The organism is Azohydromonas lata (assembly GCF_034427735.1).
In the GTDB taxonomy this organism is placed as follows: Bacteria; Pseudomonadota; Gammaproteobacteria; order Burkholderiales; family Burkholderiaceae_C; genus Azohydromonas; species Azohydromonas lata.
The window spans coordinates 1-15,333 of the sequence record NZ_JAXOJX010000023.1; the positions used below are offsets into that span (position 1 = coordinate 1).

Here is a 15,333-nt window from a genome sequence, read left to right on the forward strand (position 1 = left end):
GCGGCGGAGGGCGCGGCCTCGCCGCTGGGCATGGCGCCGGCGGGCTGGCGGCTCACGGGTGCACCCCCGCACTGCGCGCGGTCCCGCCGGGCGCGACGCAGCGCCCCCTTCGGCGCAACAGCGCAGGGGCGCTCATGGGCACGGCTCCGCACCGGCCGTGGCGGCCGGCTCGGCGGCCAGCGCGTCGAACACGGCCACCGCCTCCTCCAGCCGGCCGTAGCTGAAGGCGTGGCAGCCGCTGGCGTCGGCCAGCGCGGCCAGGCGCCGGAAGCCGTTCAAGCCGTGGATGTTGTAGTTGAAGGCGTTTTCCACCAGCCGCATGAGCGTCTGCGCCTTGGGCAGCGGCTGCAGTTGCGCGCCTTGCCCCGCGGCAAAGCGCGGCAGGACGATCCAGCCCGGCCGCGCGGGCTCGCCGGCACGCTGCACGCCCTCCAGCGGCGGGCACATGTGCGCCACCGTGCCCTTGCTCGTCTCGCGCACGGCCTGGCCAAAGCGCGCCGCGGCCGAGAAGCGGCGCACCGCGTCTATGGACTCGTTCTTGAGGCTCACCGGGCGCGGCAGCGGGTGGATCAGCCCCGTGGCGGGGTCGATGAGCGTCAGCTCGTCCGACAGCAGCCGCCAGCCGCTCAGCGCCAGCGCCGCACACAGCGTGCTCTTGCCGGAGCCCGACGGCGCGGGCAGCACCAGGGCACGCCCGCCGCGCTCCAGCACGGCCGCATGCAGCGTGAGAAAGCGGTGGTACTGCCCCGTGATGCACCAGTTCAGGCCCCACTCCAGGATGGGAAAGCCCTGGTCGCCGGGCAGCGGGGTGAAGGGCGATTCGCCGTCGAGCTTGAACAGCACCTGCGGCCGCCACCAGCGCCGCAGCCCCACGGGCCGCTCCACGCTGACGTGGAAGTCGGCGAAGGCCTCGTCCGGCTCCAGCGGGTGCGCGGCGTAGTGCAGCGCGATGCCGCGCGCCACCGCCTCCAGCGGCGAGCGTATGCAGCTGACCACCGGCCCCGTGCGCAGCCGCAGCCCCGGTCCGCGCAGCCGCCGGCGCAGGGCGCGCGGCTCCAGCGCGCCCACCTTCATGCGCCCGGCCTCATGGGGTGTCCTGGCCGCGCACCAGGCCCAGCCAGGCCAGGTCCAGCAGCACGGTGTGCAGGGCGTGCACGTCGGCGGGCAGCGGCGCGGCGCCGTCCTCGCCGGGCAGGAGAAGTTGGGCCAGGGCGGGGGCGTCCAGGGGCTCGGGGCTGTCCATCAGCGCCAGCAGCACCTCGGCGGCGGCGGCCGAGAGCAGGTGCGTGCTGCCGGAGGCGGCGTCGAAGACGGCCATCTCCTCCTCGCCGTCCCAGCGGCGCCAGTGCAGCGTGCCCGCGGGCACGGCGTAGCGCGGCTCCATGCGGTGGGCGTCTGGCGTGCGCAGGGGATGTGCGGACGTGTGCGGATGCGGAGGTCTGCGGGCGCGCGGGCGTTTACTGCCAGGTCATGGCCAGCCACTGCAGCGTGCCCTGCTCGGTGAGCGCCCGCAGCTCGGCGTTGTCAGGCCTGAAGAAGCCGCCGTTGCCGCGGATGTTGGACCACAGGGCCCGCACGGCGTCGCCGTCCTCGAAGGGCGGCGCCAGCGTGCCGGCGTAGGCGCTGAGCCACACGGCGGCGATGTGGGCCTCCAGGGTGCTGGGCTGCTGCAGCACGTCCAGCAGCGTGGCCGTGGACGGGAAGGCCGCCAGCGGCGGCTCGCCCAGCTTTTCGGCGAAGGTGGCGGTGTTGCGGTCCACGCCGGCGGGCCAGGCGTGGGAGGCGGCCCAGCTCGCGGGCGACTGGCCGGAGCAACTGATGGCGCTCACGCCCTTGGGGGCGCGGCTGGCGAAGGTGGCGGCCGAGACGAAGCTCGATGCCGACACGCAGCTCCCGGCGGCCACCGGCGCGCTGGCCAGCGTCAACACCACCGGCGCGGCCACGCCCAAACTGCGGCGCAGCATGCGGCGGCGCGCCAGGCGGTGGGCGGCGGGCGTGCCGTCCTGCGCCGCGCTCAATCCGCTGCTGTCCTCATGCATGTCCATCCCTTTTTCCAATGGTCGCTCGTGGCGAAAGTGTAAGGGCGCGCCGCGCCCGCTCACTTGATCCAGCAGGGAGGGTGTGCACGGCGCACGTGAAGTGCGCCCGCTGCGGCAGGGGTTGGCTATAGCTCCCAGCTCATGGCGATCCACTGCAGCGTGCCGCCTGGCGTCATGGCCGGCGCCTGGGAGCTCGGGTCGCCGGTCTTGTAGAAGCCGCCGTTGGCGCGGATGTTGTCCCAGATGAGCAGCACGGCCGTCGGCGTGTCGAAGGGGCGCTCCATGCCGCCGCGGTAGGCGTTGAGCAGCGCGGCGGTGATGTGGGCTTCCAGCGTCATGGGCGACTGCAGCACCTCCAGCAGCGTGGTGCTCTCGGGAAAGCCCGGCGTGAGCGTCTTGGCGCCGAACGCCTTGTGGAAGCGGGTGTTGGTCTTGACGTCGCTGGGCCAGTAGGGCGCGCGGTGCGCCCACTCGGCCGGCGAGAGGCCGTCGCAGGGCAGCACGCCCAGTTGGGCCGGGCGGCTGTGGAAGGCGGCGGCGGAGACGAAGCCGGAGGCCGTGATGCACTGGCCCGCCGCCACCGGGGCGCTGGAGAGCGTGAGCACCACCGGCGCGGCCGCCCCCAGGCTGCGGCGCAGCATGGCGCGGCGGCTGGGCTCGCGCGCAGGGTCGTCGGTGGTGCTGGGCGAAGGCGCGGGTGCCGGCTTGTCGTGGTCCATGTCCATCTGCGGCCGACGTCCGCGCGAACCGCGCGCGGGTAATCCATGGCCGTGCAGGGAACTGTGCGCAGCAATTCCCCGAGGGGTGTGATGGCTTTGTGAATCCTGCCGGGCAGCCACCCGGTTTCCTAGTGCCTCGGGGCCTCTGTCCGTCAGCGCCCGGCCGCCCGCTGCGCCGCGCGCCGGCGCGGGGGCTGTCTGGTGAAACCCTGGCGGTCCAGGGCCCAGCCCTCGGTGGCCTGCTCGCTGCTCGCGTGGGCCAGCACGCCGCCCTGCGGCGCCAGGCCGCGGGCGACCATGCGGCCGATCAGCGTCTCGGCCGCGTCGGCGTCCAGGCGCAGGGCCAGGCGCTGCCAGCGGCGGTTCAGCGCCTCGTGGGCCCAGGCGTCTTCCAGCGCCCAACGGGTGCGCAGCGGGTCGCCGCGCACTTGGGCCGCCAGCAGCCGGGGAATCAGGGTGTGGATGAAGAGGTTGTAGTCCTGGCGCAGGCCCATGGCGTCGAACAGCGCCTCGATGCACGAGAGGCGCTGCGACCACTGCGGCTGCGCCAGTTGCAGCGTCAGCATCGCCTGCAGCCCCTGCACGGGGTTGAGCAGGCGCAGCCGCGGCGGGGGCAGCACGAGCAGCGGCTGGCGCGCCGCCGCCTCGTGCGCCAGCGGCGTGACGAAGGAGACCAGGGCGCCCACGCGCTCCCACTGCGCGGCGCTCAGCCCGTCCAGCGTGGCCAGGCCGCCGCGCGCCATGCGCTGCAGCTGTGCCTGCACGCCGGCCAGGTCCCGCGAGCCCTTGGCGAGGTTGGCGGCGCGGCTCATCACGGCCAGGTTGCCGGCGGCGTAGCCCGCGGCGTCGAAGACGCGGTCGACGCAGGCATCGGTGGGCCGGTCCAGCGACTGCGTCAGCGGCTCCCGGGTGATGGGGCAGTGCCCAACGTCGATCTGCCGCAGGAAAAGCGGCGTGACCTGCAGCGCCTCGAACTCGCGCCCGCCTTCCCAGGCGCGCAACCGCAACTGCAGCCAGTCGCGCACCGCGGGCGTGGCCGCGCGCGTGCGCCGGCCAAAGCGGGCCTGGCCCGCCTCCCAGCCCTGGCGCAGCGCGCTGCCCGGCCCAAGCCAGGCCTGCGGCGGCGTGATCGCGTGGCGCGCATGCTCCCAGCCGATGTCGAAGCCGATCGGGTCCTGCACCGGCGCGTCGAATTCAAGCCTCCCCTGGGTCATGTCGCGGCTCCTGGATAACACTGTTCGGATCCTGTGGATTCATACAGTATGCGCTTGATGCGGCTCACCAGATGAGCCTGTGGATAAGCCCGCAGGGATAATCGGACTTCTCAACAGCCGCCCCGTTCCGGCACGGCGGCCGGGCACTGTTACGTTTTGTACGATGTGCCTTCTGGAGGGAGTCTGTGGACCGTACTGAACGCTTCTACAAGATCGAGATGCTCATCCGCAGCCGCTTGGGCGACGGCTGCGTCAGCTTCGCGGAGCTGATGGCGGAGCTGGGCGTCTCGCGCGCCACGCTCAAGCGCGACCTGGAGTACCTGCGCGAGCGCATGAACGCGCCCATCGTCTACGACCGCGGCTGCAACGGCTACCGCTTCGCCCCGCCCGCGGGCACCGGCACCGGCAACGGCACCGCCGCGCATCAGGGCGGCGACACGGCGCACGAGCTGCCGGGGCTGTGGTTCAGCGAAGGCGAGATCCACGCGCTGCTGACCATGCACCAGCTCATCAAGGGGCTGGACGAGGGCGGCGTGCTCGCGCGCCACCTGCAGCCGCTGCTGGAACGGCTGCACGGCATGCTGGGCCCCAGCGAGAACGAGTCGCGCGAGCTCATGCGCCGCGTGAAGATCGCCAGCCCCGCGCGGCGCCCGGTGGCGCCGCGGCACTTCGAGATCATCGGCAGCGCGCTCACGCGGCGCCAGCGCGTGCAGATGAGCTACTGGGTGCGCAGCCGCCAGGAGGAGACCGAGCGCGTGGTCTCGCCGCAGCGCCTGGTGCACTACCGCAGCACCTGGTACCTGGACGGCTGGTGCCACGGCAGCGAGAGGCTGCGCCGCTTCGCGCTGGACGCCGTGCGCGCCGTGCAGCCGCTGGAGCAGCGCGCGCGCGACGTGGGCCTGAAGACCGTGGAGGCCGAGTTCGACGCCGGCTACGGCATCTTCACCGGCGGCAAGCTGCAGTGGGCGACGCTGCGCTTCACGCCGGAGGCCGCGCAGTGGGTGGCGCACGAGCAGTGGCACCCGGCGCAGGAGGCCACCGTGGACAGCGACGGCGCGCTGACGCTGCGCCTGCCCTACGCCGAGGCCACGGAGCTGGCCATGGACGTGCTGCGCCACGGCGAGCAGGTGCGCGTGCTCAAGCCCGCCAGCCTGGCCGCGCTGGTGGCCCAGCGCCTGAAGGACGCCGCCGGCCAGTACGGCGCCGCCTGACAATCCCGCCCCTCATTCCCGCCCGCCCGCACGTCGCGGCGGGCTTCAAGCCAGCAGCTTCCCCCGACATGACCCGATTCCTGCACACCGCCGACTGGCAGATCGGCCGGCAATACGGCCGCTTCGATCCCCAGGACGCCATCCCGCTGGCCGAGGCGCGCTTCCTGGCCGTGGAGCGCATCGCCGCGCTGGCGCGCGAGCGCGGCGTGGACGCGGTGCTGGTGGCCGGCGACGTGTTCGACACGCAGACCGTTTCCGAGCGCACGCTGCGCCGCCTCTTCAACGCGCTGGAAGCTTTTGCCGGGCCCTGGGTCCTCATCCCCGGCAACCACGACGCGGCGCTGGCCGAAAGCGTGTGGACGCGCGCGCGGCGCTTCAACTGCATCCCGCCCAATGCCCACGTGCTGGAGCGGCCGGGCGTGCAGGTGTTCGCCGACATCGGCCTGGCCGTGCTGGGCGCGTCGCTCACCCAGCGCCACACGCACACCGACCTCACCGGGTTCTTCGACACGCAGGAAACACCCGCAGGCCTGCTGCGCGTGGGCCTGGCCCACGGCAGCGTGCAGGGGCTGCTGGCCGAGGAGGTGGATTCGCTCAACCCCATCGCCCCCGATCGCGCCCGCCGCGCCCGCCTGGACTACCTGGCCCTGGGCGACTGGCACGGCATGAAGCAGATCGACGAGCGCACCTGGTACAGCGGCACGCCCGAGCCCGACAGGTTCAAGGGCAACGCGCCTGGGCATGTGCTGGAGGTGGACCTCACGGCGCCGGGCGCGCCGCCGCAGGTCACGCCGCACGCCGTGGCCGGCCACCGCTGGCACGAGCGCAGCGAAACGCTGTCGCTGCCCGGCGACGTGGACCGCTTGGGCGAGCTGCTGGCCGCGCTGGACGCGCGCGACGTGCTCTCGCTCACGCTCGCGGGCCGGCTGGACCTGGCCGCCCACGAGCGGCTGGAAACGCTGTTGGGCCAGGCCCAGGGGCGGCTGCGCTGCCTGTTGCTCGACCGCGAGGCGCTGCAGCTCGCGCCCACCGAGGAGGACGTGGAGGCCCTGCGCGCCGACGGCTACCTGGGTGAAGTGCTGGGCACGCTGCGCGCGCGCCAGGAGGGCGACGAGGTGGCCCGCGAAGCCCTGGCCGTGCTGGCCGGGCTGCTGCGCGAGCGCCAGCAGGCGCAAGGAGAGCGGGCATGAAGCTGCAGCGCCTGCGCATCGAGCAGTTCAAGCAGTTCCGCCAGCCGTTGGAGCTGGCCCAACTGGACCCGGGCCTGAACCTCATCACCGGCCCCAACGAGAGCGGCAAGAGCACCATCGTCCGTGCCATACGCGCGGCCTTCTTCGAGCGTTACCGCTCCAGCAGCGTCAAGGACTTGCAGCCCTGGGGCGACGGCGCCGCCAGCCCAAGCGTGGAGCTGGAGTTCGACGCCGCGGGCAGCCGCTGGCGGCTGCATAAGCAGTTCCTGCAGCGCAAGCGCTGCCGGCTGCAGGTGGACGCGCAGGCGCTGGAGAACGACGACGCCGAAGCCCGCCTGTGCGAGTTGCTGGGCTTTCAACTGGCCACGCGCGGCGAGAGCAAGCCGGAGCACTGGGGCATTCCGGGCCTGCTGTGGATAGAGCAGGGCGGCAGCCACCACATCCGCGCCGAGGTGCAGCACGCCACCGACCACCTGCGCACGGCGCTGCAGGGCTCCTTGGGCGAGGTCGCCAGCACCGCGGGCGACGACGTGCTGGAGCGCGTGCGCGAGGAGCGCAACGCGCTGCTCACCGAGAAGAAGGGCGAGCCCCGCGGCGCCTACGCCGAGGCGCTGGCGCTGCGGGATGAGCTCCAGGCCGGGCTGCAGCAGACGCAGCAGCGCCTGGCGCAGTACCGCGAGCAGGTGGACCGGCTGGGTCAGGTGCAAGCCGAGATCGCGCTGGACGAGGCCGAGCGCCCCTGGGAGCCGCTGCAGGCGCAGCGCGAGGCGGCCCAAGCGCAGCTCGACGGCCTGCACGCCGCGGCCGAGCAGCTCCAGCGCCAGCGCGAGCAGCTCGCGCCGCTGCAGCGCCAGATCGACCTGCTTCAGCAGCAGCTCGATGCCCACGCGCAGCAGCAGCGCTCGCTTTCGCAGCGCCAGGCCGCGCTGGAGGCCGCGCAGCAGGCCCGCGAGGCGGCCGCGCAGCGGCTGGCGCCGGCCCGCGCGCGCGAGTCGCAGGCCGACCAGGCACGGCAGGCCGCGCAGGCACTGCGGGAGCGGGTGCACGCGCAGCAGTGGCGTGCCTCGCTGCAGCGCGAGCACGCGGCCGCGGCGCAGCACGTGCGCGCGCTGGAGTCCGCCCTGGCCGAGGCCCAGGCCCATGGCGTGGAGCTGGCCAGGCTGCGCGAGGAAGCCCAGCGCGTGGCCCTGGACACGGCGCACCTGAAAACCCTGCGCGCGGCCGAGCAGCGCCTGCGCGAGTTGGAATTGCGCCGCGAGGCCGCCGCCACGCAGTTGCAATGGAGCTTCAACCACGCCGGCACTGGCGCCGCCACCGCGCCGCGCCTGGACGGCCAGCCCTTGGCGGGCCAGGGCGGGCGGCTGCTGCTGCAGCCCGCGGTGCTGGAGCTGCCGGGCGTAGGACAGGTGACGGTCACGCCCGGCGGTGCGGATTTGCAGCGCCTGGCCGCGCAACTGAAGGAGGCCGGCGCGGCGCTGCAATCGCTGCTGCGCCGCTTGGGCGTGGCTTCACTGGCCGATGCCGAGGCCCGGCACGAGCGCCAGCGCGTGCTCGCGGGCCAGATCGACACGCGCCAGGCCCTGCTGGCCCAGCTCGCCCCGCAGGGCGTGCCGGCGCTGCAGGCTGAAGCTGACGACCTGCAAATCCGCCTGGCCGCGTCGGTGCAGCAGATCGAAACCTTGCCGCCGGCCGAGCCGGGCGACGACGCCTTACCCGCGCCGGCGCAGGCCGAGCAGTCGCTGAAGGACGCCTCGCGGCAATGGGAACAGGCCGGCCAGGCGGCGCAGCAGGCGCAATCCGAGCTGGAGCAGGCGCAGGCGAATGTGGAACACGCCCGCCGCGAGCACGAGGCGCTGCAGGCGGCGCTGGCCTCGGACGAGCAGCGCGTGGCCCTGGAGCGCGCCCAAGCCGAGCGCGTGGCGCTGCTGCGCCAGCGCGACGACCTGCAGACGCTGCTGAAGGCGAAGCAGGCCGACATCGACGCCGCGCGGCCGGAGCTGCTGCAGCAGGACGTGCAGCGCCTCAAGCAAAGCGCCGAGCTGGCCCACCGCGCCTACCAGCAGCGCCGCGACGAGCGGCGCGACCTGCAGACCCGGCTGGACGAAGCCGGCGCCCAAGGGCTGGAGGACAGCCTCGCCAACCAGCGCGCCGCGCTGGAGCGCGCCCAGCGCCACGCCGCCGAGCTGCAGCGCCGCGCCCAGGCGCTGGACCTGCTGCTGGGCCTGCTCAACGAAAAGCGCCGGGCGCTGACGCAGCGGCTGCAGGCGCCGCTGCAGAAGCACCTCAACCGCTACCTGGGCCTGCTGTTCCCGCACGCCAGCGTGGAGCTGGACGATCTGCTCATGCCCGGCCCGCTGCGCCGCGAGGGCGTCAGCCAGGCCGACGGCGAGGGCGCCTTCGAGCAGTTGAGCTTCGGCGCCCGCGAGCAGATGGGCCTGATCAGCCGCCTGGCCTACGCCGACCTGCTCAAGGAGGCGGGGCGGCCGACGCTGATCCTGCTGGACGACGCGCTGGTGCACAGCGACGCGGCGCGGCTGTCGGCCATGAAGCGCATCCTGTTCGACGCGGCCACGCGGCACCAGATCCTGGTCTTCAGTTGCCACCCCGAGGCCTGGCGCGACCTGGGCGTGGCCCCGCGCAGCCTGGAGGCGCTGCGCCAAGGGCGTTGAGGCCGCCTCAGGCCGCGCCCGAGGCGCGGCCCTTGGGTGGGCTCAACCCTGCTGCTGCTTGCGGCGCCGGCCGATGAACCCGGCCACGCCCAGCCCCAGGCCCGCCAGCGCCAGCGAGCCCGGCTCGGGCACCGCGTGGCCGCCCGTGCCGCCGTTGTTGGGCGGGCTGGGCACGATGGGGGCGCTGAGCAGCGTGATCGTGGCCCACTGGTCTATGGCCATGTGGTTGCGGTTGAAGCTCAGGTCGTCCAGCGACAGGCTGAACTGGCCGCCGTTGCCGAAGCTCACGGTGGTGTCGGCCCAATCGATGGAGAAGTCCACCGCGGAGTCCACCAGGTTGCCCAGCACGGCCGTGACGACGGCGGAGATGCTGAGGTCGGGGCTGTTGACGGGCTCCAGGAACTTGAAGAGCGCGCTCACGCCCAACTGCGTGCGTTCCGCCTCCGTGATGGCGGCGGCACCGTTGTTGACGTTGCTGCCGTTGTTGCCCTCCTCGTGCAGCGCCACCGTGCCGAACTGGAAGGAATAGGACTGGCCCACGGCGAGGTTTTCGATCTGGTGCAGGTTGGGCGCCGTGGCCGAGAAGGTCACGCCCAACAGGTGATTGGGGCTGTTGTTGGCGTCCGTGCCGTAGGTATTGCCCTGCGCCAGCGCAAAGCCCGTTCCCACGACATCGAAATGCACCGCGGCGGCCTGCGCGCTATTCAAGGCCATACCCGCCAGCGCCGCCAGGGTCAGGGCACCTTGCCGAAGAAGTTTTCCGCTCATCTCATTTCTCCAGGACGGTTGCTGTTAATAAAGCCGTGAATAAGTCACTGCCTGGTAACAGTTTCTGGAGTAGTGCCGCTGGAATGTCACGTGATTGTGTCGTGGCCTGGTGGAACCACGTTTCTCCCCTCGGATTAAATGGCCTGGAAATATGCCCAATGGCATGGGTATGCATCGCTAGGGTTTTGGTTGTTCAAGCAACCTGCGGGGTGGGGTGTCTCCCCTGGCGGACCACCCCAGGGCGCCGCGGTTCTGGACTTTGTGATGCCGGCGGTATGCGGCGTGCCGGCCCGGTCCGGGTTTCCCGTTGAAGCATTGAATGCCGGGAATTGATAATTCGGGATTTGATTCAAGGGCGTCCGGCCTTGTTTTTATTGAGTGATTTGCCGGAGGTATTGGGGTGTATTTTCACGTTGCCATGGGAAAATGGCAGCCATGAAAAAAGGAGGCCTCGGCCTCCTGGGTGATGGGGTGCCGGTCTGATTCCGGCCGGAGATTACTTCGACGTCGGCATCACGAATTCCGCGCCCTTGCCAATGCTGGCCGGCCAGCGCTGCATGATGGATTTCTGCCGCGTGTAGAAGCGCACGCCTTCCTCGCCGTAGGCGTGCATGTCGCCGAAGAGGCTCTTTTTCCAGCCGCCGAAGCCCTGCCAGGCCATGGGCACGGGAATGGGCACGTTGATGCCCACCATGCCCACCTCGATGCGCCGGCCGAACTCGCGCGCCACGTTGCCGTCGCTGGTGTAGCAGGACACGCCGTTGCCGAACTCGTGCGCGTTGACCAGGCTCACGGCCTCGGCGAAGTCCTTCACCCGCACGCAGGACAGCACCGGGCCAAAGATCTCTTCCTTGTAGATGCGCATCTGCGGCGTCACGTGGTCGAACAGCGTGCCGCCCGTGAAGAAGCCGCCCTCGTGGCCGGGCACGCTGAAGTTGCGCCCGTCCACCACCAGCGTCGCGCCCTCGGCCACGCCCTCGGCAATGAAGCCCTCGATGCGCTGCAGCGCCTGGCGCGTGACGATGGGGCCCATCTCCGCGTCCAGCTCCATGCCGTTCTTGACCTTGAGCGCGCGGGCGCGCTCGGCCAGCTTCGGGATGATCCTGTCGGCTACGTCGCCCACCAGCACCGCCACCGAGATGGCCATGCAGCGCTCGCCGGCCGAGCCGTAGGCCGCGCCGATCAGGGCGTCCACCGCCTGCTCCAGATCGGCGTCGGGCATCACCACCAGGTGGTTCTTGGCCCCGCCCAGCGCCTGCACGCGCTTGCCGTGGTGGGCGCCGGTCTCGTAGATGTACTGGGCGATGGGCGTGCTGCCCACGAAGCTCACGGCCTTGACGTCGGGGTGGACGAGCAGGGCGTCCACCGCCTCCTTGCCGCCCTGCACGACGCTGAACACGCCGTCCGGCAGCCCGGCCTGTTTCAGCAGCTCGGCCATGAAGAGCGAAGGCGAGGGATCGCGCTCGCTGGGCTTGAGGATGAAGGCGTTGCCGCAGGCCAGCGCCACCGGGAACATCCAGCACGGCACCATGCACGGGAAGTTGAAGGGCGTGATGCCCGCCACCACGCCCAGCGGCTGGCGCAGCGTCCAGTTGTCGATGCCGGTGGAGGCCTGGTCGCTGAAGTCGCCCTTGAGCAGCTGCGGAATGCCGCAGGCGAACTCCACGATCTCGATGCCGCGCGTCACCTCGCCCTGCGCGTCGGTGAACACCTTGCCGTGCTCGGCCGTGATCAGCGCGGCCAGCGTGTCGCGGTGCTCGTTCATGAGCGCCAGGAACTTGTTGAGCACGCGCGCGCGGCGCAGCGGCGGGGTGTCGGCCCAGGCGGGCGCCGCGGCCTGGGCGGCGGCCACGGCGGCGGCGACTTCATCGGCGCCGCCCAGCAGCACCTGGCGCGCCACCGCGCCGGTGGCGGGGTTGAACACGTCCTGCGTGCGCGCGCCCTCGGTGACGGCGCGCCCGCCTATCCAGTGGCCCACGGTGGCGGCGGTGGCCAGGGGGGCTTGTTGCAGGGAGTCGGAAGCGCCCATGAGCTTGTCTCTTCGTTGGTCAGGAAAGGCCAGAAGTCTAGGAAGCGCAGGCCCCCGCCACAATCGCCAACTGCTGACCGCATTGTTCAGAAATCTGAACGATGAATGCCATTCACAGAGGGAGCGCAGGGCACGTGAGCGAACGATTGATGGCCCCGGTGCTGGCCGATCTGCACCTTTTGACCGTCCTGGCCGACACGCGCAGCTACACCCAGGCGGCCCGGCGGCTGGGCATCTCCAAGGCGTCGGCCAGCGCCCGCATCAGCGAGCTGGAGCGCGCCGCCGGTGTGCCGCTGGTGCGCCGCGGCCCACGCTCGGTGGCGCTGACCGAGGCCGGCCAGCAACTGGTGGAGGAGGTGCAGGAGTCGTTCACCCGCATCGAGCAGGGCTTCAACGGCGTGCGCGACCTGGTGGGCGCCCCGCGCGGCCTGGTGCGCGTGAGCGCGCCGGTGGCCTTTGGGCGGCAGGTGGTCGCGCCGCTGCTGCCGCCCTTCCTGCTGCAGTACCCTGACATCCGGCTGGAGCTGGAGCTGAGCGACCGCCTCGTCAACCTGCCGCAGGAGGGGTTCGATCTCGCCATCCGCCACACCGACGCGCCGCCGCAGACGCACGTGGCCTGGCCGCTGTGCCCAACGCGCTCGCACCTGGTGGCCAGCCCCGGGTACGTGGACCGCCACGGCGAGCCGCAGCACCCCTCGGTGCTGGCCGGGCACCAGTGCCTGGCCTACCTGCGCGGCGGCGCGGGGCAGCGCTGGGACTTCGAGCCCGCCGCGCCGCGCAAGCGCGCCGCTGAGCGGGTGAGCGTGGCGGTGGGCGGCCCCTTCAAGGCCAACAACAGCGAGCTGCTGCGCGAGGCGGCGCTGGGCGGCCTGGGCATCGCGCTGCTGCCGGACTTTTCCTGCACCGCCGCGCTGCGCTGCGGGCAGCTCGTGGAGTTGCTGCCGGACTGGAAACCCGTGGGCGTGTTCGGCGCCACCATCTACGCGCTGCGGCCTTATTCGCCCCAGGTGCCGCGGGCGGTGCAGTGCCTGGTGGACTGGCTCAAGGAGCGGCTGGGCGGGGGCTTGGGCGGCTGAAGAGGGTGGATGGCGCCTGGCCGGTGCTCGTCCCGGTCGGCGGCGCGGCGCGAAGCTGCGACACTGGCGTGTTTTCCTTTCCGACCGTTTGAAGACATGTTCGAGAGCAACGAGACCCTGGACGCGGCGCTGGCGCGCAACGTGCGCGATGCGCTGATGGAGGACATCGGCCGCTGCGACTGGACGGCGCAGCTCGTCCCGGCCGGGCGCTGCGTCACGGCGCAGGTGGTGGCCAAGGAGGCGGCCGTCATCGCCGGGCGTGCCTGGTTCGACGCCTGCTTCCACGCGCTGGACCCCGACGCCCGCCTGGCCTGGGCCGTGCAGGAGGGCGACCGCGTCGAGCCCGGCACGGTGCTGGTGCGCATCGAAGCCGACGCCCGCGCCCAGCTCTCGGCCGAGCGCCCGGCGCTGAACTTCCTGCAAATGCTCTCGGCCGTGGCCACGCTCACGCGCGAGTACGTGGACGCCATCCAGGGCCTCTCGCCCAACCCGAACGGCTGCAAGGTGCTGGACACGCGCAAGACCCTGCCCGGGCTGCGCCAGGCGCAGAAGTACGCCGTGCGCGTGGGCGGCGGCCACAACCAGCGCATGGCGCTGTGGGACGGCATCCTGATCAAGGAAAACCACATCGCTGCCGCCGGCGGCATACGCCCCGCGCTGGAGGCCGCCTTCGCCCTGAACGCGGGCGTGGACATCCAGATCGAAGTGGAAAGCCTGGACGAGCTGCAGCAGGCGCTGGACGCCGGCGCGAAGAACGTGCTGCTGGACGACTTCAGCTTCGAGGACATGGAAAAGGCCGTCGCGCTCACCGCCGGCCGCGCCGTGCTGGAGGTCTCCGGCGGCGTGGACCTGGCGTCCATCCGCCGCATCGCCGCCACCGGCGTGGACCGCATCTCCAGCGGCAAGCTCACCAAGGACGTGCGCGCCGTGGACCTGTCCATGCGCGTGCTGGGCTGAGCCGGGAGCCCGCTAAAAGGGCGCGCCGCGCGCCTGTTGACCGCTTTGTGCACCCCGACACAAAAAGCCGCCGCAAGGCGGTTTTTTATTGCGCTGCATCAAATGCCGTGTCGTAACCGTACCACGAGGGCTGGCTGACTCGAATTGAGAATCTTTATCATTTGGCTTCATGAGGACGCGAGGGGCGTCCGAAAAAGGCCGGTGATGCAGTCGAAATTCATAAAACAGACGGTCGCGGCGCTGGCGGCAGCTTTGGTGGCGGCGCTGGCGGGTTGCGGCGGAGGCGGCTCCAGCGGGAGCAGCGATGCGGCGGGCGCCGCGCCCACGGAAACCGCCACGGCGCTGTCGCCGCAGGCGGCGCTGGGCGCCAAGATCTTCGTGGACAAGACGCTGTCGGCCTCGCGGGCACAGTCCTGCCAGAGCTGCCACGATCCGGCTTTCGGCCACGGCGCGCCCAACCACGACGCGGGCCAGCCCGGCGGCACGGTGCTCACGGCCGGGCAGGGCGGGCGCAGCTCGCCCTCCATCCGCTACCTGAAATTCAACACCGCCTTCTACTTCGCCAAGGACGGCACGCCCACGGGCGGCTTCTTCTGGGACGGCCGTGCCGCCTCGCTGGCCGACCAGGCCGGCGGCCCCTTCCTCAACCCGGCCGAGATGGCCAACCCCGACAAGGCCACCGTCGTCACCAAGCTGGCCGCCACCGACTACGCCGCGCAGTTCCGCCAGGTCTTCGGCAGCGACATCTTCAACCGCCCCAATGACGCCTACGAGGCCATCAAGACCGCGCTGCAGGCCTTCGAGCAGGAGGATGCCGCCTTCGCTCCCTTCACCAGCAAGTACGACGAGGTCCTGCGCGGCAAGACCACGCTCAGCGCCGCCGAGCAGCGCGGCCTGGTGCTGTTCAACTCGCCCGCCAAGGGCAACTGCGCCGCCTGCCACCCCTCGGCCAAGGCCGCCGACGGCTCGCACCCGCTGTTCACCGACTTCAGCTACGACGCCCTGGGCGTGCCGCGCAACCCCAAGCTCAAGCCCGTCCAGGACGACGCCGGCTTCTACGACCTGGGCCTGTGCGCGCTGGACGCCTACAAGGACCGCGCCGACCTCTGCGGCGCCTTCAAGGTGCCCTCGCTGCGCAACGTGGCGCTGCGCGGCAGCTTCTTCCACAACGGCCGCTTCACGGACCTGCGCGAGGCGCTTTCCTTCTACGTCACCCGCGACACCAACCCCGCGCGCTGGTACACGCAGGCCGACGGCAGCGTGCTGAAGTTCGACGACCTGCCCGCGCAGTACCGGCGCAACGTCAACCGCACCGAGGCGCCCTACAACCGCCAGGAAGGCGCCGCCCCCGCGCTCACCGAGGCCGAGATCACGGACCTCATCGCCTTCCTGAACACGCTCACCGACGGCTACGCCGCGCGCTGAAGCCCGCGCCCCACCGACGCCCGCCTGCCGAATCCC

13 protein-coding genes are annotated in these 15,333 nt (G+C 71.7%); 6 read left to right on the forward strand and 7 right to left on the reverse strand.

The window, feature by feature from the left end:
- Positions 1-132: 132 nt before the first annotated feature.
- The 5 genes from SM757_RS14710 to SM757_RS14730 form a co-directional block, all read right to left on the reverse strand.
- Positions 133-1,074, reverse strand: coding sequence for an HprK-related kinase A (locus tag SM757_RS14710; RefSeq protein ID WP_322466030.1), 942 nt, complete (start codon positions 1,072-1,074; stop codon positions 133-135).
- A 10-nt stretch (positions 1,075-1,084) separates the two neighbouring features.
- On the reverse strand, positions 1,085-1,384 hold the full coding sequence (locus tag SM757_RS14715) for an HPr-rel-A system PqqD family peptide chaperone (RefSeq protein ID WP_066335748.1): 300 nt from the start codon (positions 1,382-1,384) through the stop codon (positions 1,085-1,087).
- Positions 1,385-1,457: 73 nt separating this feature from the next.
- Positions 1,458-2,045 carry a hypothetical protein gene (locus tag SM757_RS14720; RefSeq protein ID WP_066335744.1) on the reverse strand — a complete coding sequence of 196 codons (588 nt, stop codon included), beginning with the start codon at positions 2,043-2,045 and terminating at the stop codon, positions 1,458-1,460.
- A gap of 119 nt (positions 2,046-2,164) precedes the next feature.
- Positions 2,165-2,758: a hypothetical protein gene (locus tag SM757_RS14725; RefSeq protein WP_157118889.1), complete on the reverse strand. Its 594-nt coding sequence runs from the start codon at positions 2,756-2,758 to the stop codon at positions 2,165-2,167.
- A 152-nt stretch (positions 2,759-2,910) separates the two neighbouring features.
- Positions 2,911-3,972: a hypothetical protein gene (locus tag SM757_RS14730; RefSeq protein WP_066335737.1), complete on the reverse strand. Its 1,062-nt coding sequence runs from the start codon at positions 3,970-3,972 to the stop codon at positions 2,911-2,913.
- 185 nt (positions 3,973-4,157) lie between these two features.
- Here SM757_RS14730 and SM757_RS14735 point away from each other — a divergent pair, with 185 nt between their 5' ends.
- The 3 genes from SM757_RS14735 (at position 4,158) to SM757_RS14745 (ending at position 9,042) form a co-directional block, all read left to right on the forward strand.
- Positions 4,158-5,183, forward strand: coding sequence for a helix-turn-helix transcriptional regulator (locus SM757_RS14735; RefSeq protein WP_322466031.1), 1,026 nt, complete (start codon positions 4,158-4,160; stop codon positions 5,181-5,183).
- Positions 5,184-5,251: 68 nt separating this feature from the next.
- Entirely contained in the window at positions 5,252-6,373 is a 1,122-nt protein-coding gene (locus tag SM757_RS14740; RefSeq protein WP_322466032.1) for a metallophosphoesterase family protein, read from the forward strand.
- Positions 6,370-9,042: an AAA family ATPase gene (locus SM757_RS14745; RefSeq protein WP_322466033.1), complete on the forward strand. Its 2,673-nt coding sequence runs from the start codon at positions 6,370-6,372 to the stop codon at positions 9,040-9,042. The genes SM757_RS14740 and SM757_RS14745 overlap by 4 nt, the downstream gene beginning before the upstream one ends.
- A 42-nt stretch (positions 9,043-9,084) precedes the next feature.
- Here SM757_RS14745 and SM757_RS14750 read toward each other — a convergent pair whose 3' ends face one another.
- Entirely contained in the window at positions 9,085-9,810 is a 726-nt protein-coding gene (locus tag SM757_RS14750) for a PEP-CTERM sorting domain-containing protein (protein ID WP_322466034.1), read from the reverse strand.
- Between the two features lie 496 nt (positions 9,811-10,306).
- On the reverse strand, positions 10,307-11,839 hold the full coding sequence (locus SM757_RS14755) for a CoA-acylating methylmalonate-semialdehyde dehydrogenase (protein WP_322466035.1): 1,533 nt from the start codon (positions 11,837-11,839) through the stop codon (positions 10,307-10,309).
- A gap of 149 nt (positions 11,840-11,988) precedes the next feature.
- Between SM757_RS14755 and SM757_RS14760 the strand changes: the two genes are divergently transcribed.
- The 3 genes from SM757_RS14760 to SM757_RS14770 all read left to right on the forward strand — a co-directional run bounded on the left by SM757_RS14760 (position 11,989) and on the right by SM757_RS14770 (position 15,297).
- On the forward strand, positions 11,989-12,915 hold the full coding sequence (locus SM757_RS14760; RefSeq protein WP_407655763.1) for a LysR family transcriptional regulator: 927 nt from the start codon (positions 11,989-11,991) through the stop codon (positions 12,913-12,915).
- A gap of 96 nt (positions 12,916-13,011) precedes the next feature.
- Complete coding sequence (nadC, locus tag SM757_RS14765; RefSeq protein ID WP_066335723.1) at positions 13,012-13,872, forward strand: carboxylating nicotinate-nucleotide diphosphorylase; 861 nt, start codon at positions 13,012-13,014, stop codon at positions 13,870-13,872.
- A 204-nt stretch (positions 13,873-14,076) separates the two neighbouring features.
- Complete coding sequence (locus SM757_RS14770; protein WP_322466037.1) at positions 14,077-15,297, forward strand: cytochrome-c peroxidase; 1,221 nt, start codon at positions 14,077-14,079, stop codon at positions 15,295-15,297.
- Positions 15,298-15,333 lie beyond the last annotated feature (36 nt).

Bases quoted from the DNA above. Each gene is read 5' to 3' on its own strand.
- SM757_RS14710 (WP_322466030.1), bottom strand. From the start codon at position 1,074: ATGAAGGTGGGCGCGCTGGAGCCGCGCGCCCTGCGCCGGCGGCTGCGC.
- SM757_RS14715 (WP_066335748.1), bottom strand. From the start codon at position 1,384: ATGGAGCCGCGCTACGCCGTGCCCGCGGGCACGCTGCACTGGCGCCGC.
- SM757_RS14720 (WP_066335744.1), bottom strand. From the start codon at position 2,045: ATGGACATGCATGAGGACAGCAGCGGATTGAGCGCGGCGCAGGACGGC.
- SM757_RS14725 (WP_157118889.1), bottom strand. From the start codon at position 2,758: ATGGACCACGACAAGCCGGCACCCGCGCCTTCGCCCAGCACCACCGAC.
- SM757_RS14730 (WP_066335737.1), bottom strand. From the start codon at position 3,972: ATGACCCAGGGGAGGCTTGAATTCGACGCGCCGGTGCAGGACCCGATC.
- SM757_RS14740 (WP_322466032.1), top strand. From the start codon at position 5,252: ATGACCCGATTCCTGCACACCGCCGACTGGCAGATCGGCCGGCAATAC.
- SM757_RS14745 (WP_322466033.1), top strand. From the start codon at position 6,370: ATGAAGCTGCAGCGCCTGCGCATCGAGCAGTTCAAGCAGTTCCGCCAG.
- SM757_RS14750 (WP_322466034.1), bottom strand. From the start codon at position 9,810: ATGAGCGGAAAACTTCTTCGGCAAGGTGCCCTGACCCTGGCGGCGCTG.
- SM757_RS14755 (WP_322466035.1), bottom strand. From the start codon at position 11,839: ATGGGCGCTTCCGACTCCCTGCAACAAGCCCCCCTGGCCACCGCCGCC.
- SM757_RS14760 (WP_407655763.1), top strand. From the start codon at position 11,989: ATGGCCCCGGTGCTGGCCGATCTGCACCTTTTGACCGTCCTGGCCGAC.
- nadC (WP_066335723.1), top strand. From the start codon at position 13,012: ATGTTCGAGAGCAACGAGACCCTGGACGCGGCGCTGGCGCGCAACGTG.
- SM757_RS14770 (WP_322466037.1), top strand. From the start codon at position 14,077: ATGCAGTCGAAATTCATAAAACAGACGGTCGCGGCGCTGGCGGCAGCT.